Source organism: Mucilaginibacter gilvus (assembly GCF_004054195.1).
In the GTDB taxonomy this organism is placed as follows: Bacteria; Bacteroidota; Bacteroidia; order Sphingobacteriales; family Sphingobacteriaceae; genus Mucilaginibacter; species Mucilaginibacter gilvus.
The window spans coordinates 427,199-448,591 of record NZ_SBIW01000004.1; the positions used below are offsets into that span (position 1 = coordinate 427,199).

Here is a 21,393-nt window from a genome sequence, read left to right on the forward strand (position 1 = left end):
TATATCCTGATAATTAGAATGATAAGTTTAAGTTAAAACCGTAGCTGCGTACAGTTGGCGATTGCAATACTGTTTGAGCTTGCGAGCCATTGTACTGGTCTAAGTCAACATCTTTAAAGCGTTTGTCTTTGTAGAAGTACAATAAGTTACGCCCGTAAAGTGATGCCGATACCTTTTGGATAAAGGTTTTCTGTAGAAACGATTTTGGAAAATCGTAAGTGAAGGTAACCTCGCGCAGTTTCGAGAAGGTTTTGCTCATCAGGTTACTTTCGTCCACATTGTAGTACTTGCTCACGTAATCCTGCACAAAAGCGGTTTGCTTGTTAGGCGAAAATTGTAATGCAGAGTAGTTTAAGATAGCACCTGTGTTTGAGTCGTAGTTAATTGGCACCGGTTTGCCATCGGCACCTTTGTTAGAGACATAAACACCTTCGCCAATGTAACTGCCGTTATAGCCAGCTACGCCAAAGTTTTGCCAGTCTTTGTAACGGGCATCACCCAATGCGCCTGTTGCGGTTTCAATGTTGGCACCGCCACGCATGGTTTTGTTGTGCATGTAATCAATAATTACACCACCAACCGAACCATCAAACTGGAAACCCATGCTTAGGTTTTTATAACGGACTTTGTTGTAAACGCTCCAGCTGTATTTGGCATTCTCGTTGCCTAAAAACTGATTGCCTACAGAAAGCGGCTTGCCAGCGGCATCGTTAATGATCTGGCCGTCTGTTGTGCGTACAAATTTGCTGCCGTACAATTTATCGGTACGGTCGCCCTGGTGGAAGTTTGTAGCATAAACACTTTGGCCCGGAGGCAATTCCAAATAAGTTTGCTTGTTGCTTGCAACGTTTACCAAAACATTCCAGGTAAAGCCGCTCATGTTTCTAATAGGTGTACCTTCTAACGAACCTTCTAAACCTGTACGCTTAGTTTTCAAAGCGTTAAGATACAAGATGCTGTATCCGGTAGCTGTTGAAATTACGTTAGGTAATATCTGCGGACCATCTACATACTGAAATGCGGTTGCGCTGAAACCTAAACGATTTTGCAGGAATTTAATATCGAAACCTTGCTCCCAGTTGATACGGGTTGAGGTTTTAATACCATCCTGAAATAACGAAGTAGCAGCATAGGCGGCTGTTTGGCCACTGTATGGCTTGCTGGTTAAGTAAGATGGTGTAAGTTCGTAAGTTGGGCCGTTATACGGTGACGTATAGGTAGAACCGTAACCCAGCGGGTTATTAAATAACGACGGTGCAATGCCGCCACCAAAAGCGGTGATTGAGCTGAACGGAGCAGGACCAATGGTTGAGCTTGATGCGTCACGAATAATACTCGCGTACGATGCGCGCAGCTTAAGGAAAGAGATAACCTCCGGCAGTTTAACATAATCAGACACAACGGTTGCTACCGAAACGCTTGGATAGCTGTATGATGTAGCTGATTGGAAAACGCTTGAGCGGTAGCGGCGGAAAGTACCTGATAGCGTAGCGTATTTGCCAAAAGTAGCATCTAACGAAGCGTAGTAGCTAAATTCCCTTCCGGCTGAACTAAAGCTGGTTGCCTGGATAGCATTTTTTGAGTTGCTGAAAGCGTAAACCTCAGGAACGTTCAAATAATCGGTAGATGTCCAGCTACTGTTGTAATTAAAGCTACGTAAGGTAGTACCCACCAAACCAGATAAGTTCAGGAAGTTTTTAAGGGTATAGTTATAACTCAGGAACGCGTCGGTATTGCTATCGTACAGATCACGGCGGTCTTCGCGGTAATCGCCCTGGTTACCTTCGCGGCCATAAGGGTGAGCCGAGTATGGCAGTTTTTCGGTGCGTAAGATGTTATAAGTGTTAATAGACGACCTTAAAGTAACGTTCAAATTGTTATTGAATTTGTAGTTACCGGTTAAGTAGCCGTAAGTATCGTTTTTGTAGTGGCCACGGGTCCATTTTTGGGTTAACAGGTATGGGTTATGGTAACGTTGATATTCGGCAAAAACAGATTGAACGCCAACTTTACCTGGTGCCCATATGGCTTTAATGTCAGGTGCGTTGATATCCCAGTCGGCTCCGGTCCATACAGCAATGTTGTAGATGATACTGTTTGGGCCGTACTGTACATCGGGAAAATTATCAGTACTTTGACGGTTAAAATCAAAGTTACCTTCAAATTTTAGCTTAGCAGTCGGACTGAACGAAGCGTATAAGTTAACATTGGCAATATCCAGATACTGCGAAGGGATGTAGCTGGTTTGGTGCTGCTGCGAAACCGATAAGCGGGTTACGTAGTTTTCGCCAACGGTGCCTATAGCAACGTTGTTGTTAAATTGATAACCTGTTTGCAGGAAATTCTTCAGATTATCTTTACCGCGAGCCACATACGGCGTACCTTGCCTTACACCGTTAATGATAGGGCTATCGTATTGCGGAATAAGCTGGCCATTAAAGTAAGGCCCCCAAACATCGTAGTCACCATCTACACCACCCGGTGCACCACCTTTACCGTCAACAAACTGGTAGTAAGTGTTTTCGCCACCGCCGTACAAGTTTTGCGTACGTGGGAAAGCCAGGAAGCCGGAGTTGGCTACAGTACTGCTATTGATATCAACAGTTAAGCCTTTTTTGTTTTTGTCGCCCTTTTTTGTGGTAATTAAAATAGCGCCTGTTTGTGCACGGTTACCGTAAAGCGCCGCAGCCGCAGGGCCCTTTAATACCGTGTAGCTCTCAATATCATCAGGGCTGATATTATATGTATCGGTATTAATAGGGAAACCATCCACTACATATAACGATACCTGGTTACCCCTTATTAATACGTTAGGGTTACCCAAAAGCTCGGCAGACGGGCCAACCGATACACCTGCCACTTTACCAATTAAACCTGTAATAGGGTTAGGGTCGCGGGCGGTGGTCAGTTGCTCACCGTTTACGGCCTGTATGGCATAACCAAGGCGGCGGGTTTCTTTCTTAACACCCAATGCGGTTACAACTACCTCGTTTAAGGTTTTACTGCTACCACTTAACGTAACGTTGATAATGGCTTTATCACCTACGGTTAATTTTTGTGTTTCTAAGCCGATAAAGGCGAAGGCAAGCGTTTGGCCAAAAGTGGCGTTTACAAGGTAGTGCCCTTCAACATCGGTAGCTACTTTTTTGCCGGTTTCAACTACGCTTACGGTTACTCCTGGTAATGGTAAGTGGTTTTCGTCTGTAACAGTACCTGTAATTTTCGATTGCGCAAACAATAATGCCGGCGACAAACAGAATAATACAACTGCTACAACAACTTTTAATTGCTGGTAAATCTGTTTCATTAAATTAATTTTTTTGAGTGAAAAAGCTTCGTTTTTTTGTTGCAGCAATACTAAACCTTGTTTATTATTTGTAAACTAAGTTTAGATTAAGTAAACTTTAACACTTTGTGTACTTAGAATTAAGCACCGGGACGGATAGTAACAATTAAATTACAGCACCGTTAAACTAAGTTAACATGCGCATGCAGGGGCCGCTATTTGCGCTTTAAATGAGATAGCGCGATGCTTTTTAAATGCGCAACATTGTTAACAGCTACGTTTTGCAGCTTGGCCTCATCGTCCCAGTAGCGCATCCGAATAATAAGGTCGGCATCAGGATGTTGTTCAAAGATGCTTGCTTCTGCTGCGCTCATTACGCCTCCCTGGAAACCAAGGGTAACCTTGCTCGCTGGCGACAGCTTATCAAAATACTCGGGATATTTGTAAGTTAAATAACGCTTGGCAATCACATGGCCGTTCACAAGGTTGGCCAATCGGGTGGAAAAGCCGCGTTCTAATAAATAATCTGCTCCAAGTTTTTCGTGATCCACATTGCCCATGCCGTCCATGCTTTCTGCGCTGGCACATAAGTGCCCTATATCGTGGAAGAAAGCGGCCAATATTACTTCATCATCATGGCCTTCGGCTTCAGCCAGTGCGGCAGCCTGCGACATGTGCTCCAGTTGCGATACCGGCTCGCCAATGTAGTCTTCATTGCCATGCAATTCATACAAAGCAAAAACTTCGTCTACAATTTTTTCGGGCGTGAGCGGCATAAGGGGCATTAATAGATTTTTATAGTCAAAGGAAGGCTTTTAATATTAGGATAAAATTAAGTTTTCGTCATATAATTTGTCACAGGTAAAAGGCATTAAATAAAGCTAAATACCTTGCCTTGCTTAATTTTATTATCTACTTTGCCGACCTTCAATAATCGATAGTACAGCATGGAAGATGATATACTGATACAGATCAGTAACCGGATAAAGGACAAAAGGCGCGAAAAAAATATAACGGTGCAGGAACTTGCTTCGAGAGCCAATGTGAGTAAGGGGCTTATTTCGCAAATTGAGAACAGCCGCACTATTCCTTCTTTGGTGGTACTCGTAGATATTATCAAAGCATTGGAAATAGATATGAATGTTTTTTTTAAAGACATCCATGGCGCCGGCAGCAACTTCCCGCTAATTATACGCCGGCAGGCCGACTATGATCATTTTGAGAAGGAGCACGCCGAAGGTTTCCATTACCAGCGCATTTTTACCCAATCTATCAAAAACTCCACGGTTGATATTGTGATTTTAGAATTGGAGCCCGATGCGCACCGCCCGCAGGTAGAAACCGAGGCCTACGAATACAAATATATTCTTTCGGGGAGTATTGAATATCAGTTTGGCGAAAAGGTGTATACCCTAAGCCAGGGCGACTCGATGTTGTTCGACGGGCGCATTCCCCATACCCCAAAAAACACGGGTAAAGTGAAAGCAAGCATGCTGGTCGTTTACTTTTTTGAAGAGCGGGCGTAACACTTAAAAATTTCTTAACCTTAATTTAGTTTATTATTAATAAACATAGTTTAACATTGCTAAACAAAATTGTTAGCAAATGTCTATTAAACTTGTTGTTTTTGATATGGCCGGTACCACGGTTAAAGATGAAAATAAGGTAACGGAAACATTCCGTCTCGCGCTGGAAAAATATGGCTACCAGGTTACTTACGACTCCATAAACCCGTTAATGGGTTACGAAAAAAGCGTTGCCATTACCAAAATGCTTCACCTGCTGGAGCCTGATACGGAAAAGATCACACGAGAACTTATTAAAAATATTCACAAGGAGTTTATCGCGCTGATGATAAACTATTATAAAAAAGCGCCCGCTTTGGAAGCTTTGCCTAATGCCGAAGAAACTATGGCTACGCTACGGAAAACGGGGATCAAAATAGGCGTTAATACCGGTTTTTCTAAAGATATAGCAGAAACCATCATCGAGCGCCTGCAATGGTGCGAGAAGGGGTTGATAGATTATTTGATAGGGTCGGACGAGGTAGAAAATGGCCGTCCCGATCCTTCTATGATAAACCGCATGATGAAACTTGCCGGTATTACCGACCCGCAGGAAGTTGCCAAGGTTGGTGATACCGAAGTAGATATCCGAGAGGGCCAAAATGCCGGGTGCAAGTATGTAATTGCGGTTACTACCGGTGCTTTTACACGCACCGAACTGGAACCCTATAATCCCACCCATATCCTGGATGATATTGCCGGTGTGCTGGATATCGTACTCAACTAATGGCCATGCCTTTAGCCAATAAACTAAGAACAGCTGTAGCCAATTGGCCGTACTGGCTGGTTTCTGTTATGGCCGCGATATCGGCATTTGGTGCTTACACCTCCATGTATGCTTTTCGTAAGGCTTTCGCAGCCGGCACCTATCCGGGGCAACAATACTTTCATGTAGATTATAAGGTTTGGCTGGTAATAGCGCAGATCATCGGCTATACTTTAAGTAAGTTTTATGGCATTCGCTTTATAGCGGAAGTAAAGGGGGCCAAACGCGGGTTAACTATATTGATGCTGGTTGGGGTCTCCTGGCTGGCTTTACTGGGTTTCGCGCTGGTGCCCGCGCCGTATAACATCGTTTTCCTGTTCGTTAACGGCTTCCCGCTCGGGCTGATATGGGGCCTGGTTTTCGGGTATCTGGAAGGCCGCCGCTCTACCGAATTTATGGCGGCTGTGCTATCTATCAGCTTAATATTTGGTTCGGGCTTTGTTAAAACTATTGGGCAAACCTTAATTCATGTATACCATATCCGTGAATATAATATGCCTTTTTTTACGGGCGCTTTGTTTGCCATACCGCTTGTGCTGTTTGTTTTTATGCTGGAATTGATGCCGCCGCAAACCCCGGAAGACAAACTGCTCCGTGCCGAACGCGCGCCGATGAACGCTCAGGAACGTAAAAACTTTATCATTCGCTTTTTACCGGGTATTATATTAACCCTCATTATTTATGTACTGCTCACCATTATGCGCGATGTACGCGATAATTTTGAGGTAGAGATCTGGAATAGCCTTGGCATAAAAGACCGCGGCATCTACACAAAAATTGATGCGCAGATCTCTGTTATTGTATTAGTAGCCATGAGCCTGCTTATCCTCGTCAGGAAAAATCTGCGGGCATTTAGCATCATCCACTTATTCATTATAGGCGGCTGCGTGCTGGTAGGTGCATCAACGCTACTATTCTCGTTAAAAATTATTGGTCCGGTAAGCTGGATGACTATGGCCGGGCTTGGGCTGTACCTGGGCTATGTGCCTTACAACGCCATTTTTTTCGAAAGAATGATAGCTGCCTTCCATTATAAAAGTAACGTTGGTTTTGTAATGTACGTTGCCGATTCGATGGGGTATCTGGGTAGCGTTAGCGTACTTTTGGTTAAGGAGTTTGCCCGGCCAAACATTAGCTGGGGCGAGTTTTTTAAAGAGGGTGTGGTGATAGTCGCCCTTGTGGGCGGCCTTTGCGGCGTTTTATCTTTAATTTACTTTTTGCAATCGGCACGCAGGCAGCCACCCGTGCCCGAAAGCAGTGTCGATTTAAAATTTTCTGCTATATGAGCATTCCATCAGCTATCGTAATTGGTGCGGGCATTGTTGGCCTGGCCACGGCCAGGGCTTTGGCTATGAGGGGTTATGAGGTAACCGTTTTTGAACGAAATGAACGCGCTGTTGGCGCATCTATACGTAATTTTGGTATGGTTTGGCCCATTGGGCAACCAACAGGCCCACTGTTTGAGCGGGCAATGCTCTCGCGCAGCATCTGGAAGCAAACCTGCGTGGATGCCGGTATCTGGCACGACGAGGTTGGCTCGTTGCACATGGCATACCATGATGATGAACTGGAAGTAATGGAGCAGTACGCCAACATTAACAAAACGCATCGCGACTGTGCTTTACTTACCCCTCAACAGGCAATAGAAAAATCGCCCGGTGTAAATTCCGATGGACTTAAAGGCGCCCTGTGGAGCGGTACCGAGATGATTGTTGAAGCCCGAGCCGCAATAGGTAGCATAGCCCAGTATTTAGCAGATAAATACGATGTGAAATTTTACTGGAATACTGCTATAAGCCATGTGGAGCAAAGCATCATATTGAGCGGTAGCAGCAGTTGGCAAGCCGATGAAATATTTATTTGCAGCGGCGTAGAATTTGAAACGCTTTATCCGCAACTGTTTGCAAGTTTCGATATTACAAAGTGTAAGCTGCAGATGATGCGTTTAGCGGCACAGCCCGGCGACTGGCGAATTGGCCCGGCACTTTGCGGAAGTTTAAGCATGATCCATTATCCTGGCTTCCAGTCTGCACCTGCGCTGCCTGCCTTGCGCAAACGTTATGAAACGCAATACGCCGAAGAATTAAAATGGGGCATACATGTTATGGCCTGCCAAAACCACACCGGCGAACTAACCGTTGGCGATTCGCATGAATATGGCCTGGTGCATGATCCATTCGATAAGGATTTCATCAACCAGATGATCTTAAAATACCTGCAAACCTTTACCCGTTTAAAGGATAGCCACGTGATACAAACCTGGAACGGCACCTACGCAAAAATGACCACCGGGCAAACCGAACTGGTAATGGAACCCGAGCCGGGCGTAACCATTATTAACGGGCTTGGTGGTAATGGAATGACGCTATCCTTCGGGCTATGCGAGCAGATAATTGCAGCTAAGTTTGATTAGTTTTTGTCGTTTGGTCGAAATTCTACAAGCGTTTTTTCAATTCAGCTAAAGGGAAATCTTGTTGTTGATATAAACCTTAACCATCTGTTTTCTCATGTTTTCCGTTTCCTGCGGAAAGCCGTGTTTTCTGCAAAATTCCTCTCCGTTAGTGTAACAATTACAATATTGTTTAATCTAAAAATAGTCACTTACTTTGACACCGAAATCGACGATGACCCCAATCGGCCGCGCCAATTCTATTAAGATGGAAACACCCTGGCAAACAATAAAAAAATAATCTTTTATACATACTAAAATGGCTATTACTCTGAGAAAAGGAGAAAGGATCAACATTGGCCTTTCTAAAATTAGTGTTGGCTTAGGCTGGAACCCTAATGAAGGTACCGGCTTGGCTTTTGACCTCGACGCGTCTGCGATCATGATCGGCACCGGCCGTTTAATTCCGGCTGAAGAATTCTTTGTGTTTTATGGTAACACCACCTCGCCCGATGGTGCGCTGTCCCACTCGGGCGATGACCCCACCGGCGGTAACAGCGACGGTGGCGACGACGAAGTGATCAGCGTAGACCTTAACCAGGTTGATCCGCGAATTACCGAGATCCTGTTCGTGGTAACCATCCATGAGGCAACCCACAGGCGCCAAAACTTTGGGCAGGTGCGGGATGCATACATCCGTATAGTTGACGAAACCACCGGCATGGAGATAGCCAAATATGAACTGGATGAGGATTTCTCGATAGAGACCGGCATTGAATTTGGCCGTTTATACAAAAAAGATGTGGACTGGAAATTTGAAGCATCGGGCGTTGGGTACCGCGAAGACCTTTCGTATTTCCTGAGCAAACATTTTAAAGGGGAGATCATCAAATAACAAGGGGAGGTTAAACATAATGGCAATAAGTTTAATAAAGGGGCAAACCATCGATCTCCGTAAAAATGATGGCGGTACCGAGTATGACCTTTCGCAAGTAACCATTGGGCTTGGTTGGGATGTGAGGAAAAAAGATGTGGGTTTCTTTGCCAAACTCTTCGGCGCGGAAGACGAAGATGAGTACGATCTGGATGCGATAGCTTTTCTGTTGGATGCCAACGGCAAAGTGGTAAATACCGGTAGAAAAACACCCACCTCCAACGGCCGCAGCATTAGCTATTACGGTGGCGATGTGGTCTTCTTTAATTCAATGGAACACCCATCGGGCCATATCTGGCTAACGGGCGATAACCGCACCGGTGCCGGCGAAGGCGACGACGAGCAGATCATTGTAAAACTAAACGACTTAGGGCAGCAATACCAAAAGATAGTATTTGTGGTGGCCATTTATATGGGTAAGGCCCACCGCCAGCACTTTGGAATGGTGGATAATGCCTTCATTCGCGCGGTAGACAAAAAGGGCCGCGAGATTGCAAAGTTTAGTCTATCCGGCGATAGTACCTATAACGGCATGCGCTCCATGATATTTGCCGAGGTTTATCGTAAGGATGATTCCTGGAAGTTTCGCGCTATCGGCGAGCCGCACGGCACGGATAATTTTGTGGATTTGCTTAAAAAACACACCTGATATAATGTTCACCTAAACCTGCCTCGCGATAGCAATAGCCCATCAGAATACAGTGTTTAATAAATTTGATTATGGGTCTACAATAAAATTTTAAGATTTATGGTGACACTATTATAGAGAAAATAATGTTAACCCACATTTTTTTTAAACTGTTGATTATCAGCTATTTGAAAGTGATTTATTGAAATTGTGTTAAGTTATGTTAACCCTCGCGACAGGGGGCGTGTGCAAAGGCAGGGAGGAGGAGGCGCTATAAAGAACGGTAAAACCCCTCTTTGCCACTGCACATTTCAACCCCGGGAGATAATGAAAAGGGATAAATTTCCCCCTATTTCACGTCCGTTACCACCCAGGCATTTAAGGTATTATTCTTCCCTTCAATAACCACCTTGTAAAATGCCGATGGCATCTCTTTCACAGAGATCAGCGCGTGCTCCTGCTCAATGGGTAATTCGGCCATTAGCTTGTAGGCATCAGGCTTGCCTTCCTTAAAGTTATTGGTAGTACTTACCCAAATCTTTACTTTTTCACCTTTGTTTAAAGCTTTCCAGCTTACATCAATATTACCTTGGATAAGATTAACGGTTTCCGCCGCGACTGAAACCGGGCCTGTAAGCGGTGTCCCATCTATCTCCCTGCTGTAGTTAACCGGGATGCTGATGTTCATAAAGCGCGCCATAGAGGGCATAATATCAACAATGCCCGGGTAATAATACTTTTGGTAACTGTTCAAATCCTTAGCATTGGTAACCATCCAGGTAGAGCGTTGCCTCATCGATTGGCCGCCGTGGTCCCTGCCGCTCTGCTCATTGCGCCCATGATCTGTAGTAATGAATATGAGCCATTCCTCGCTGAATTTTTTCTGGCGATATTGTATCGCTTCCCATAATTTGCCAACCTGTTTATCCATCATTTCGATAGCATTATAAAACTGCGGGCTGTCCCCATGCCTGTGCCCCATGTCGTCCGTGTACTCAAGGTATACCCATGAAAGATCGGGTGCTGTTACTTTAATACCAGTGGCGGCTTCGGTTACAACTTTTTCGTCGATGAGGTGCATATAGGCACTTTCCCTGTCGTGCTTAAAATTAATGGTGTCAAGTTCAAATCCATCAGCATGGTAGTCGACTTTGATATTGTTTGTAGCAGTTAAACCATCGCCAACCAATTTGGTGCGGTTGTCTAACCAGCTGGAATAAACGGCTATTTTTTTGTTTGGATACTGATCTTTAAATAACCTGAAAATGGTAGGGTAGCGGTAGTTGGGTGCCTTAATATCGTTATCCCAAACGTTGTGCTTATTAACCCAGGTGCCGGTAAGCAAACTGTTATAACCCACTGCCGAAATAGTTGGCGTTTGCGAATAACCGCCCTTTTCACCCCCTACATGAGCCCTCATATATTTGCCCTGTTTGGCTATCAGGTTGAGGTTTGGTGTATTTGTTTTTTCAACCACATCCGCTGGGATGCCATCCACGATGATAAACAAGGCTTTTTTTACTTTTTGCTGCGCATAGGTAATGGTTGATATACACAAAGACAGTATAACAAGCTTAAATATTCTGGAAGACGAAATCATAGCGGTTTATTTTGGGGCTAAGCTAAAATACAAAAAAGTTGCCTGGGTTAAGCAATTATTATCTTATCAACTAAACGGAAATACAGATCAGATGGAGGTTGTTATAACTTTTATAGATCTTTTGGTACAAACCAGCGAACGGCAGCCTTTTGGAGTTCGCCGCAATCAGGTGTTCCCTCAGATGCCCAGGCGACGATCCCATCAGGGCGTATCAGTATCGCGCTCAAGCCAAATTGCTCTTTCGCCCGTACCGAAACATATTTCATTTGGTCGCCGTATGTATTCGCCAAAATTTTGAGTGATGCATTACTATCGAAGTCGAGCAGTATTCCCTGGCCGTTGTGCATCAACTCCCCAATAATGGCACCGTCTTCCAACTCAAAGTTGGGGACGCTGTGGCCCGTTAAAGAGTGGCTTTCATTAAGATCGTAATGTGTGTTAATACCCCAAACCCGCCCCGCAAAGTAGGTGGCACCATCGCGCGTATCCATTAGGTCGCGAAAAATCGCATTAAGGGCGCGCGCCTGCAGGCTTGTGTTCATGATGGCTACCTGCGCGCGCGACCAATCCAAAACCTGTGCACCAATCGGGTATCGCTCGGCATAATAACTATCCAGCAGGCTTTCTGGCGCTCTGTTTTGGATGGTTGCGGCAAGCTTCCAACCCAGGTTCATGGCGTCACCCAACCCGAGATTAAGCCCTTGGCCTCCCAGGGGAGAGTGAATGTGCGCTGCGTCGCCGGCTAAAAAGACCCGCCCGTTGCGATAGGTGGTGGCCTGCCGTGCACGGTCGGTCCAGGTAGTTGCAATATGCAGGGCGTTGATAGTAACGTCTGTGTTTGAAACGCGCCGCAGTACATCTTGCACATGTTCAAGGGTTAAGGGCTTTTCTGAATGATGGAATGCCCCGCCATCAAAATCCTGAATCACTACGTAACCTGGTTGTGATTGCATGTACATACCTGTTGAGGTCACGATTCGGCCCGAACTAAGTTTCTCCGGGTCGGCAATATCAACCCGGGTGGTGTAGCCGGTAAATTCCGGCTCGGTGCCGGCGAATTCAAAACCACCCGCCTTGCGCGTAATGCTCCTGGCTCCATCGCAGCCTGCCAGCCATTTACCTTTAAAAGATTTATCACCAGATTGAACATGTACCATGCCCCCGGTTTGGTGAAAATTGGTAATAGCAAGCCCCCGCATAATTACCACTCCAAGGGCTTCAGTGCGGCGAGCCAGCACCGTTTCAAGTTCCTGCATTTCAGAGATCAAACTGGTATCGGTAGAGCTTGGCAGGCGATAGGCCCATTGTGAGACGTCAATATCACCCTCGCGAAATGGAATACCCGCGAAGTGCCCCACTTGGCGGCGCGACCCTGATGGTGCGTTTGAATGAGGGTTTTTAACGCGTTTATGTATCTCGAGTTCCTTTAACAAACCACGGCGATAAAGTGCCTCAATAGTAGGCACCGAGAGTCCCCGGATGCCAAAAGGGAGTTGCTTTAAAGGCGAGTGCGGATCCTCTGCCTTTTCCAATACCAATACCGAACATTTGGCCAGGGCCAGTTCACAGGCGAGGAACAGGCCTACGGGCCCGGCACCAGAAACGATCACATCGTATATAGCATGGTCTTGAGCCGATGTGTTATTTTTAAGTGTAGCTTTCATATAAAATGATTTGATACTCAAAACTCGGGAAAGCTCCTGCGTTAGGCTTGTATAAACGCGACAAAATCGTTGTTTATAACCGGCTTTCCTTTTTTTGCTTGCCGCGCGAACGCTGCCGGCGTAGCGCCGCTGTAGCGCTTAAATTCCCTGCTTAGGTGGGCTTGATCTGCATAACCTAATTCGTGTGCTAAGCCGGCCAGGTTGCTGTCCGGGTGATGCCATAGGTGGTTTCTGACCTGCTCAAAGCGTATCAGGCCGGAGACGTCCTTAACTGTATAACCAGAAGATTGCTTGAAACCTCTTTCTAATGTGCGCACCGTTGCGTGGGCCGCCGCAGCTACCTGGCTTACCGGCATGCTGCCGTTTGCTTTCCTCATAGCAGTTCCCGCCTTAAATAGCATACTGCTGGGAGCAATCCGCAATCGCGCATTCAGAAAATACTGTTTTACTTCGGCCAGCGCTTCATCTATTCTGCCGGCGAGTACCCACTTATTTAAAGTGGTTTGCAGTTCGGCGATTGGGTGCTCAAACACGCGGACTCCATCTTTCCCGGGCGGTAACCCAAGTAAATCAAAAACGGTCCATGGGAAGCACCTTATGCCAATGATCTCTAAACGGTTTTTGGTATAAAAGCTAACTGGCTGATTAAGCAGCCCCATCATGAACGGGGAGGGTAATGGCTGTAGGCTTCCATTGTGAGAAATGGAGCAACCTCCCCCGAAATGAAAAATAATTTCGGCGTAGCCATCAGGCTGTACCTCAAAACTTGATTGAGATTCTCCAGACTCTCTCCTGTTGTACCAAAAGCACTTTATGGTATCCCGAAGCTCTCCGGGAGCTTCAAATTCTTGGTGCTGCATGTTGAAAGATAACATATTTGGGCGTATTGAATAAATGCATCCCATTAAAAAGATTTGAGTGCTGCTATGCGAACGCTATCGGATTGGGCATTAATAACCTGTGTGCTATGTTTTGACAGAGTGGTTGGTGGTTTGTAGGAACCATGTTCGCCACGGGCCGATGTCCAATCCTGCAAACTGAAAGTAGCCGTTATTTGCCGGGTTCCCGCTTATAAAGGATTGTTTTCGGAGAATTTTCCGTCGAACAAAAAAGATACGCTGAACTATTTTCAGGGTGCCGCCGTTACCGAAAGACCGGTGAGCTTTTTGTGGCCGTTCTCAGGCGTTTTTACAGCCACTAATATATTAATGCGCATGCCGTCGCTAAAAAGTAAGTATAAAACTTACCAGGATAGCCTGATAGCAGGAGTGGAACAGTATCACGATAGTGTGCGCCAGCCGGCCGGCTACCAGGCTTACCCGGTAAAACTGGAGAAAGCCGACAGGTACTACGACGACAACGGGCTGGTGGGTATCGATTATATGGAGTCGTACTTTAAGACCAAAAACCCGCTCTACCTGCAGCGCGCTAAAGGGGTGTTTAAATTTATCCTGAGCGGCTGGAACAATGATATGGGGGGCGGCGTAACCTGGCTGGAGGGGCATAACGATCAAAAACCGGCCTGCACCAATGGAATGGCAACGCTAACCGCCCTTAAAATTTACCAGGGATGTAAAGAACCCTATTACCTGGAGCAGGGCAAAAAGTTTTATAACTGGATGTACAGCACGCTGCGCGATTCTACTGGAGTGATAGGCAACGACATTAAAATGAATGGTAAGCTCAACCGTACTTTTTGGAGTTACAATACCGGGTCATTGCTGGAAGCTGCGGTAATTCTCTACAAGGAAACAGGCGACAAAAAGTATCTTGAACAGGCAAAGCTACTGGCGAGCGACAGTTTTAAGCATTTCAGCAATGTTCCGCACGACAAGAACCTTAGCTTACATATCGACCTGCCCTGGTTTATTACCGTATTGTTCAGGGGCTATGAGGCGCTGTATCATGTGGACGGTAACTATAAATACATAACGGCCGTTGAGCACGATCTGAACTACGCCTGGCAAAACTCGCGCGATAAACATGGTTACACCACCCATAGCTGGTTACCCAAAGCTGATGAGCTGCAAAAGCCAAAATGGTTGCTGGATGAAGCCTGTATAGCAGAGCTTTATGCCCGTCTCAGTATATTACAAAAAGAAAAGAAATAGTGTTTAGTTGATAATTTGGTGAGCCGCCGGAGATGAGAGCCCGGCGGCTTTTTATTCGTTTGGGCTAACAAGAAAGATGTTTTCCAATGGCCTTCTCAAAAAAAGCTTTGGGCTAACGATGTGTACCGAACACGGGTTTAGATTAAAATGCAAAAGAGGCTGATCATGATTTGATACGGCCTCTTTTGAATCGTTTGATATATAAATTACGGAGAGGGAGGGATTTTAACCCGATTTGTTACTTGTTGTATTGCAGTCTCTTAACCATTAATTTATTTATAGGTCTCGAATAGGTCACTTTGTTGCTTTATAGGAGCCTTATAATAAGAGTAGGGAAAAAAACTGAGCGCTGACTTTGTAATATCATTGGACGGTACTCGAACCGAGTTTGGTATATTCCTTATTTCCAATAAATTATAATCTTCAAGCTGCGGTAATTCCCGAATTACCCACAATTGAGTTGATACAGTTTAATTACTAATGACCTAAGTAAAAATAGTATTGCTTTATGTATTTTGCCGCCGAAACACCGCTGCATTTGCAAACCGATTTTAGGTAATATTCGAAATCTACAATGAATGCATGGTCAAGGCTTTTAATTTCAACGTCCGTTTTCCTGAATTTAGTTTTCAGAAATCCGGATAAGTGTTTAACCGAGGTATTATATCCTTTCAATGTATTAAGCTCAAACCCATTACCGATCAACGACTCCATGCGTTTATTATGCTTGTTAAATATTTGCATTAGGTACCGGCTCTTTTCCGCGTTGCGAGAGAACTGGTTTTTGAAGCTTTCGGCAGTGATTGGTTGGCCGCTGTCAAGCAAAATTTGATGGGAATGCCGCATTTTTGTTGCAAGGTGTCTAAATAAGTGTTAAGCATCTTCGCTTCTTCCTTATTTCCAATACATCGTCCTGCTTCAGGATTCCAGCGGTTTATTTCGCAGTTTCTTCCGCGTGAAAGTTATGACCTTCTGCAATTTACAGTGATTCGGAGGTAGATAACAATAGGACCCTTGGTCCAGGCCATTGGCTTCTTTAAATAAAAAAGTAATGTGAAATTTGTCAGTGGTCTGATTTTGGTGCTGCTTGGAAAAAGGAGAAATACGTTCAGCTTCAAATCGCGTCGTTCAGCTTTTGTCCGCATCAGCTGAATTTTACCTATTACGCGCCCCATAACGCAAAAAACGTCGTTTTCTTGTATGAAAACGACGTTTACCGTAGCCCGTAGGGGAATGAATTCGAACCCCTTTTTGGAAGATTTGAGATTGTTGGCAGCTTCTTGATTGCTTATAAAGTATTGAAATTTAATATTTTATAAAATTGCTCTGAATTATTTCAACTTGATTTTAGTTAACATAATGTTGGTTTGAGTTTGAACACTCGGACTTCTTTTCTTGCAAGAAAAGAAGCAAAAGAACTTAAATGCCTATAACAACATTGGAATCTTCCCTGATTAAATTTGTGGTGGTTGGGCCCAATTTGCAGAAAGACTTTTAAGACTAACTTATTATCCCCAGACTGGACATAATTCGAATCATTTGGTGGAACAATTAAAGTTTTAACCCATTTTTACAAGTTGCGTAATAGGAGTTCGACCCTTATGGAGTAAACCATTATCGGCTACTTTTTTAAGAACTCGATAATATTTGTATTCCTTTGATTTTAAGTAAACAGCTAATGTTGCGATTGACGACTTCCCCTTTATAGTTAATTGCAGTATTACTTGAAGTAAAATAAACCTGTTTTCTAGCACGCGTCACAGCCACATAAAATACGCTTAATTCTTCAAGGTATTTATGTTCATTAGCATCGGTGACGGTCAGATTACAAGTATTGTTATAAGGGCAACCTCCGCATAATCCATAATAATTAGGAAAAGATTGCTCTTCCATATCAGGAAGAATTACATAAGGCCATTCCAGTCCTTTCGAGCCGTGAACAGTGGTAAGGATGACCGTAGCATTGATGAATTCCACATATTGCTTCAAGCCGTTGCCTTCAAGGGTTTCAATCAGCAGGTCTTTTTTTTCCTGGTTCGATAAATAGGAAAAATCTGTAAATACCTTTTCAAACAAAATGGCAAGCAATTGGAATAATGAACTGTACAAAGGGTCGGTAATGTCATACTTCGCTTTAAGCTTAACAGTAATTGCTGCGAGCAGCTTTTTTGTAACTTGGTCTTTTAATTTTATCTGTTCAAAAAACTCATATAGGCATTCACGGTTAAATTCAACATATTTTGGATCCTCGTCACTGAATAATCCATAAAAGTAAGGTACGCCCGCTGCCTGGAAAGTACCCATAATGGTGACGACGTTTGGCCCTCGCTGTTTCACCAGAATCGCAACATGGCTATCAGGGTCTGTGGATATAAGGTATTTGCATTTGTCAACGATTGCAGCCGATTCAGTTGCATGATCAGGATAACTGTTGAAGTCAACAGTTGCGTTCTCTGTGATCTGGGGATCCCGGGGCTGCTCCGCGTTCCTTCTGATGTTCTGATCCAGACTAAGCATCTGTTTATTATCCTTGAACCGGTAATTTTGATCCAGGCTTATTTTGGTCAGGCCAAACTGCGTAGCTGCTTTGGTCAGAAGATTCGGAACGGCTCCGATAAAACCATATATCCGCTGTAGGTCGTCTCCCATCAGTATAACCTGTGTGTTAGCCCCGATCAGATAATACAATAATAGGTAACTTAAAACATTGGTATCCTGAAATTCGTCTACCAGAACCGTAGTGTACAGCCGTCGATAAAATTCACGCACAACCTCGAAATCGGTCAGCAATTTAGCGGCCAGCGTTAGTATGCCATTGTAGGTTAAAAGTCCGCGCGAGAGAAAGTCATTGATCAGCACCTGGTTGTAGGCAGCGAGATTGTTCTGAATGTAGGTTCCGTTAATTTTCTTTACCTCCTCATTAAATTTCTCTAAAATTGATGCCGATGTATAGGACAAGCCGTTTACGTTTGACAACAGGTAGGTTGCTTTACTGTCATCGATTATCTTTAATTCATCGATATTGATCAGGGCAGGATGTAATTTATAACCTGAACGTTTTAATAAACGACGTGCAAACCCGTGGTAGTTAGACACTAATATCTTCTCAGAAATGGTATAGTCGGTTTTAACGCCTTCAAGAATCAACGGAATCTGATGCGTTACGTCCTTTTTGATTTTCATGGCGGCATTTACACTGAAAGTGAGTGCAAGCAACCTTTTCGGATAAGGAATACTGCCAGAGGCCAGCATATAGGCGATCTTGCTGACCATAGTCTTGGTCTTCCCATAACCGGCAGGTGCCTCGATCAACAGCCTTTTTTCCGTTGTGAAAATTGCGTCAAGCTGTTTCGCATCACCCAGATGCAAGCCCCTGATCTTTTCTTTTATCTCATCAAGGGTCATATGGCAGCGAAGGTTACGGCCTGGTTAATTACGGTTTTATAAATTGCGGGAATATCCGCAACGTCGATCTTTTCCCCGATCAATTTTCCTAAAGGGTAGCTTTTGTTTCCCGCGAACCAGCTTAAATAAAAAGCCTTCAGGTTGATAATGTCGGACTTTGGAATGTCAGCAAGTTTCAAATCAGCAGTATAGGGAACCGCGGCAACGCTGTAAGCTTTAAAGGCATATTTATTTAGCTGCCCGGTTTGAACTGTGACATTATCTCCTTCAAACTCTTTTACAATATTTTCCAGAAATCCTTCTTTGCCAGCATCAATTAAACTGACGAGTTCTTCTTCAAAATCTTTTTTCAAGGTTAAATAGAGCGGCTGTGCTACTGCGGGTTGATTATCCCGATCACCGATGCCGGTAGCAGGAATATCGAATTTCTGAGCAAGCTCGATCAGCAGTTTTATAGCGGCGACCTCGCCACCCCTTGATTGAATGACACTTATCCCGAGTTCATCCAGGTCAATGCCCATTTTTCCGGCAAAATCAGGAAAGCTGCTTTCTTCCGAGTCGCCTTCCACAAATATGACACACCGGGAGAAAAATGCTTCCTTGATATAAGGAAAATGCATGTGCAATCTTTTAGCCTCTTTATCCAGTAAGGTAACCTGGGAGCCGGATTTGATTCTCGTACCATTGGCCGGATAAAGACGGATCACCTGGCGATAGTCGTTTAATAAAATATTAGGGGAATGTGTTGCAATAATGATCTGGCCGTTAAACCTGTCTATGTCGAACAGCTGCTTGATTAGCTGCTGGAAATCCGAATTCTGGTTGGCAATAATTTTATTGAGGTACTTGATCAGTGAACGCTGCATGTAAGGATGCAGGTGAATTTCGGGTTCATCCAGGCCAATGATCAGCGATATAGATTTTTTGTGGTCCGTTTCATCCTCAAAAATCCCCTTATCCTTCCGCTGCAATTTAATTGCATGGATCCGCTCCAGTATCGAAAGTGTTATTAACAAAAGGAATTGTACGCCATAACCCGAATTGGCAAGTGGTTCGCCTTTATCATTCTTCAGCACAACAATTCTTGATAACAGGCTCAACAGGTCACCTTCTGAGCTGGCTTTAAACGAAAAATCATTAAAAGCCTTCAGCTTTTCCAGCTTTTGATTGACGTCTGCAAGGAGTGCTTTCATCGGCGCGTCTTTGATGAAGTCCTCACTCTTGAGGCTTTTTTCTTCAATGTGCCCAGCCAGCAGGCTGGAGAGAAATCTGCCGGCCCCTTTCCCTTTGTCAAAATTGATCTCAGATACGGGGTTTCGCAAGGAATCGTAATAGATGTAATTGGTACATCTTACTATCGCAGGCTGGATGTAAGTGCCTGTTTCAAGATGTGAAAAGTTGACATTATCGCTATCATTCTCCTGTAAGCATTTGATATTGATCAAATGATAATCATCTACGTCGAAAAGGTCTTCAAAGTGTCCGATCTCGATATCCGCTAAACTGATTTGAAGGATAATTTCTATGGGATTGTTCAGATCGGTAAAATCGGTATCGCGAAAACCACGATTAGAAAATAATACCTGCAGAAGATTAAGAATGTTCGATTTTCCGAGATTGTTTTCGCCTACTATGAAATTACAAGTATCCGCGAATTGAACTTCCTGCCCATCCAAATTGCGATAGTTCCTGATGGTAAGTTTTTTTACTTGCATTGCTATTAACTGTGATTAGTTTAGATATCGAATAAAATCAGACCGTAGTTCCAACAATTGCCTAAGTTTCTCAAAATAGTGGAATTGACTCTTAAAGATGATACCATTAGCTTTTAGAACCACTTTATTAGAAGTAAATAGATTGCATTTTCCAAAACACTGAGTCTGCTTAACGTTGATCGAATCGTTAGGTAAATCTTCTAAAATTTGGTAAGGCTTTCTGGTTTTTACCCCCTATATATTTATATCATTGTTACGTTTATTTATTTTTACCTGAACGTCTATTGCATTATCATCATGCCTCAATTCATACATTTTTAAGGCTTCTGTATATATGTTAACGTTTTGATGAATAGTTGCAAAGGTTATATCCTCAATATGATTTTTATTACCCCATAAACTTTTTTCTATTTCTGTTGCATCGTATCCCGCTACTGCTCCTTTGCAATCTTCCAATTTTCCGGCGAGTCGCTCAATCCATCTTATCTGGTGTAGGTCATTCAGATTTAATTCATTTTCGGGGTCGTAAGGGGTAAGAAAAATCATTTTGTCCCTGGCCCGACTAATCGCCACATTTAGAATATTCTTTTTATTCAAGAAGCTTCTTAAACTTCGAGTAATATTTCTAGGGGGATTTAACACTACGATGACCAAATTACATTCATCGCCTTGAAATCCATGAACTGTGCCTGAAATCACTTCTACATTTCCTGATCCTATTTTTTCCAACAATTTAGAAATGAGTGTGCTTTGTATTGCATAAGGACTAATAATGCCTATCCGGTAAACCTCTCCCTCAGCTAAGGTGACATTTTGCTGAATATACCTTATCAATTCTACAGAAAATATAGCTGCATAAATTTGATAAGGGCTTCCTTTTATGGTTCTAGAACGGAAAATCCCACCATATTTTTTTACGGGAAAATGTACAATATTTATAGTGCTAAGTGGAAGTGACTTGATAGTAATGGGGGCGGGTGCTAAATCTTTATTCTTCGAAATTGCGGCTTCCGTTCTAGCATGGGTAAGTAATCCGCCGTATCGGTAATGGCTGAATAAAGAACCGATTGGAACAAGGCTCCGGTATTGAATTAAAAGTTTGTGGATTTTGAATGGATGAGGAGTGGTTTTAGGGTTACTGAAACTATCATCTTTCATTAAATCTACGAATGCGTATATATTACCTCCATCTTGTTTCCAGGCCAATTGGTTTGATATTCCGGGGATGTTGACCACCTGATTCCGTGGCAAAGTGACCAGGCGATTAGCTGGCGAACGATAGCAGCGAGAGCTGTAAAAGCGTTTTCAAAGTTAGTTATTAAAAGTGGTT

The 21,393-nt window shown here is 43.9% G+C and carries 16 protein-coding genes; 7 read left to right on the forward strand and 9 right to left on the reverse strand.

Going from position 1 to position 21,393, the window contains the following annotated elements; genetic code table 11:
• Window positions 1-13: 13 nt before the first annotated feature.
• Together EPL05_RS11930 and EPL05_RS11935 are read right to left on the reverse strand one after the other, a co-directional pair.
• On the reverse strand, window positions 14-3,307 hold the full coding sequence (locus tag EPL05_RS11930) for a SusC/RagA family TonB-linked outer membrane protein (RefSeq protein ID WP_128534190.1): 3,294 nt from the start codon (window positions 3,305-3,307) through the stop codon (window positions 14-16).
• A gap of 194 nt (window positions 3,308-3,501) precedes the next feature.
• Window positions 3,502-4,071 (reverse strand): HDIG domain-containing metalloprotein, encoded by a 570-nt coding sequence (locus EPL05_RS11935; RefSeq protein WP_243837279.1) that lies wholly within the window; start codon window positions 4,069-4,071, stop codon window positions 3,502-3,504.
• A gap of 162 nt (window positions 4,072-4,233) precedes the next feature.
• Here EPL05_RS11935 and EPL05_RS11940 point away from each other — a divergent pair, with 162 nt between their 5' ends.
• The 6 genes from EPL05_RS11940 (at window position 4,234) to EPL05_RS11965 (ending at window position 9,589) form a co-directional block, all read left to right on the forward strand.
• The gene (locus EPL05_RS11940; protein WP_128534191.1) at window positions 4,234-4,812 is read left to right on the forward strand and encodes a helix-turn-helix domain-containing protein; all 579 of its coding nucleotides are present in this window, start codon (window positions 4,234-4,236) and stop codon (window positions 4,810-4,812) included.
• A gap of 79 nt (window positions 4,813-4,891) precedes the next feature.
• On the forward strand, window positions 4,892-5,578 hold the full coding sequence (locus EPL05_RS11945; RefSeq protein ID WP_128534192.1) for an HAD-IA family hydrolase: 687 nt from the start codon (window positions 4,892-4,894) through the stop codon (window positions 5,576-5,578).
• Between the two features lie 5 nt (window positions 5,579-5,583).
• Window positions 5,584-6,903, forward strand: coding sequence for a DUF5690 family protein (locus EPL05_RS11950; RefSeq protein WP_208394728.1), 1,320 nt, complete (start codon window positions 5,584-5,586; stop codon window positions 6,901-6,903).
• Window positions 6,900-8,030 carry a TIGR03364 family FAD-dependent oxidoreductase gene (locus EPL05_RS11955; RefSeq protein ID WP_128534193.1) on the forward strand — a complete coding sequence of 377 codons (1,131 nt, stop codon included), beginning with the start codon at window positions 6,900-6,902 and terminating at the stop codon, window positions 8,028-8,030. Before EPL05_RS11950 ends, EPL05_RS11955 begins: the two co-directional genes overlap by 4 nt.
• A 295-nt stretch (window positions 8,031-8,325) precedes the next feature.
• Complete coding sequence (locus tag EPL05_RS11960; RefSeq protein ID WP_128534194.1) at window positions 8,326-8,901, forward strand: TerD family protein; 576 nt, start codon at window positions 8,326-8,328, stop codon at window positions 8,899-8,901.
• Window positions 8,902-8,920: 19 nt separating this feature from the next.
• Window positions 8,921-9,589 carry a TerD family protein gene (locus tag EPL05_RS11965; protein ID WP_128534195.1) on the forward strand — a complete coding sequence of 223 codons (669 nt, stop codon included), beginning with the start codon at window positions 8,921-8,923 and terminating at the stop codon, window positions 9,587-9,589.
• 328 nt (window positions 9,590-9,917) lie between these two features.
• Here EPL05_RS11965 and EPL05_RS11970 read toward each other — a convergent pair whose 3' ends face one another.
• The 3 genes from EPL05_RS11970 to EPL05_RS11980 form a co-directional block, all read right to left on the reverse strand.
• Complete coding sequence (locus EPL05_RS11970) at window positions 9,918-11,168, reverse strand: alkaline phosphatase family protein (protein ID WP_128534196.1); 1,251 nt, start codon at window positions 11,166-11,168, stop codon at window positions 9,918-9,920.
• A 110-nt stretch (window positions 11,169-11,278) separates the two neighbouring features.
• Entirely contained in the window at window positions 11,279-12,832 is a 1,554-nt protein-coding gene (locus tag EPL05_RS11975; RefSeq protein WP_128534197.1) for an FAD-dependent monooxygenase, read from the reverse strand.
• 41 nt (window positions 12,833-12,873) lie between these two features.
• On the reverse strand, window positions 12,874-13,692 hold the full coding sequence (locus EPL05_RS11980) for an AraC family transcriptional regulator (RefSeq protein WP_128534198.1): 819 nt from the start codon (window positions 13,690-13,692) through the stop codon (window positions 12,874-12,876).
• A gap of 219 nt (window positions 13,693-13,911) precedes the next feature.
• Here EPL05_RS11980 and EPL05_RS11985 point away from each other — a divergent pair, with 219 nt between their 5' ends.
• Window positions 13,912-14,943 carry a glycoside hydrolase family 76 protein gene (locus tag EPL05_RS11985; protein ID WP_243837280.1) on the forward strand — a complete coding sequence of 344 codons (1,032 nt, stop codon included), beginning with the start codon at window positions 13,912-13,914 and terminating at the stop codon, window positions 14,941-14,943.
• Between the two features lie 477 nt (window positions 14,944-15,420).
• Here EPL05_RS11985 and EPL05_RS24640 read toward each other — a convergent pair whose 3' ends face one another.
• From EPL05_RS24640 to EPL05_RS12005, 4 genes are all read right to left on the reverse strand, one after another.
• Window positions 15,421-15,789 (reverse strand): phage integrase SAM-like domain-containing protein, encoded by a 369-nt coding sequence (locus EPL05_RS24640; protein WP_128534200.1) that lies wholly within the window; start codon window positions 15,787-15,789, stop codon window positions 15,421-15,423.
• A 783-nt stretch (window positions 15,790-16,572) separates the two neighbouring features.
• The gene (locus tag EPL05_RS11995; RefSeq protein ID WP_128534201.1) at window positions 16,573-18,348 is read right to left on the reverse strand and encodes a UvrD-helicase domain-containing protein; all 1,776 of its coding nucleotides are present in this window, start codon (window positions 18,346-18,348) and stop codon (window positions 16,573-16,575) included.
• Window positions 18,345-20,063 (reverse strand): ATP-dependent nuclease, encoded by a 1,719-nt coding sequence (locus EPL05_RS12000; protein WP_128534202.1) that lies wholly within the window; start codon window positions 20,061-20,063, stop codon window positions 18,345-18,347. The genes EPL05_RS11995 and EPL05_RS12000 overlap by 4 nt, the downstream gene beginning before the upstream one ends.
• A gap of 234 nt (window positions 20,064-20,297) precedes the next feature.
• Entirely contained in the window at window positions 20,298-21,221 is a 924-nt protein-coding gene (locus EPL05_RS12005; protein WP_208394729.1) for a C-terminal helicase domain-containing protein, read from the reverse strand.
• Window positions 21,222-21,393 lie beyond the last annotated feature (172 nt).

Coding starts and splice junctions, on each gene's coding strand:
- EPL05_RS11965 (WP_128534195.1), top strand. CDS start 8,921: ATGGCAATAAGTTTAATAAAGGGGCAAACCATCGATCTCCGTAAAAAT.
- EPL05_RS12005 (WP_208394729.1), bottom strand. CDS start 21,221: ATGAAAGATGATAGTTTCAGTAACCCTAAAACCACTCCTCATCCATTC.
- EPL05_RS12000 (WP_128534202.1), bottom strand. CDS start 20,063: ATGCAAGTAAAAAAACTTACCATCAGGAACTATCGCAATTTGGATGGG.
- EPL05_RS11950 (WP_208394728.1), top strand. CDS start 5,584: ATGCCTTTAGCCAATAAACTAAGAACAGCTGTAGCCAATTGGCCGTAC.
- EPL05_RS24640 (WP_128534200.1), bottom strand. CDS start 15,789: ATGCGGCATTCCCATCAAATTTTGCTTGACAGCGGCCAACCAATCACT.
- EPL05_RS11975 (WP_128534197.1), bottom strand. CDS start 12,832: ATGAAAGCTACACTTAAAAATAACACATCGGCTCAAGACCATGCTATA.
- EPL05_RS11945 (WP_128534192.1), top strand. CDS start 4,892: ATGTCTATTAAACTTGTTGTTTTTGATATGGCCGGTACCACGGTTAAA.
- EPL05_RS11930 (WP_128534190.1), bottom strand. CDS start 3,307: ATGAAACAGATTTACCAGCAATTAAAAGTTGTTGTAGCAGTTGTATTA.
- EPL05_RS11955 (WP_128534193.1), top strand. CDS start 6,900: ATGAGCATTCCATCAGCTATCGTAATTGGTGCGGGCATTGTTGGCCTG.
- EPL05_RS11935 (WP_243837279.1), bottom strand. CDS start 4,071: ATGCCCCTTATGCCGCTCACGCCCGAAAAAATTGTAGACGAAGTTTTT.
- EPL05_RS11995 (WP_128534201.1), bottom strand. CDS start 18,348: ATGACCCTTGATGAGATAAAAGAAAAGATCAGGGGCTTGCATCTGGGT.
- EPL05_RS11960 (WP_128534194.1), top strand. CDS start 8,326: ATGGCTATTACTCTGAGAAAAGGAGAAAGGATCAACATTGGCCTTTCT.
- EPL05_RS11980 (WP_128534198.1), bottom strand. CDS start 13,692: ATGCAGCACCAAGAATTTGAAGCTCCCGGAGAGCTTCGGGATACCATA.
- EPL05_RS11940 (WP_128534191.1), top strand. CDS start 4,234: ATGGAAGATGATATACTGATACAGATCAGTAACCGGATAAAGGACAAA.
- EPL05_RS11970 (WP_128534196.1), bottom strand. CDS start 11,168: ATGATTTCGTCTTCCAGAATATTTAAGCTTGTTATACTGTCTTTGTGT.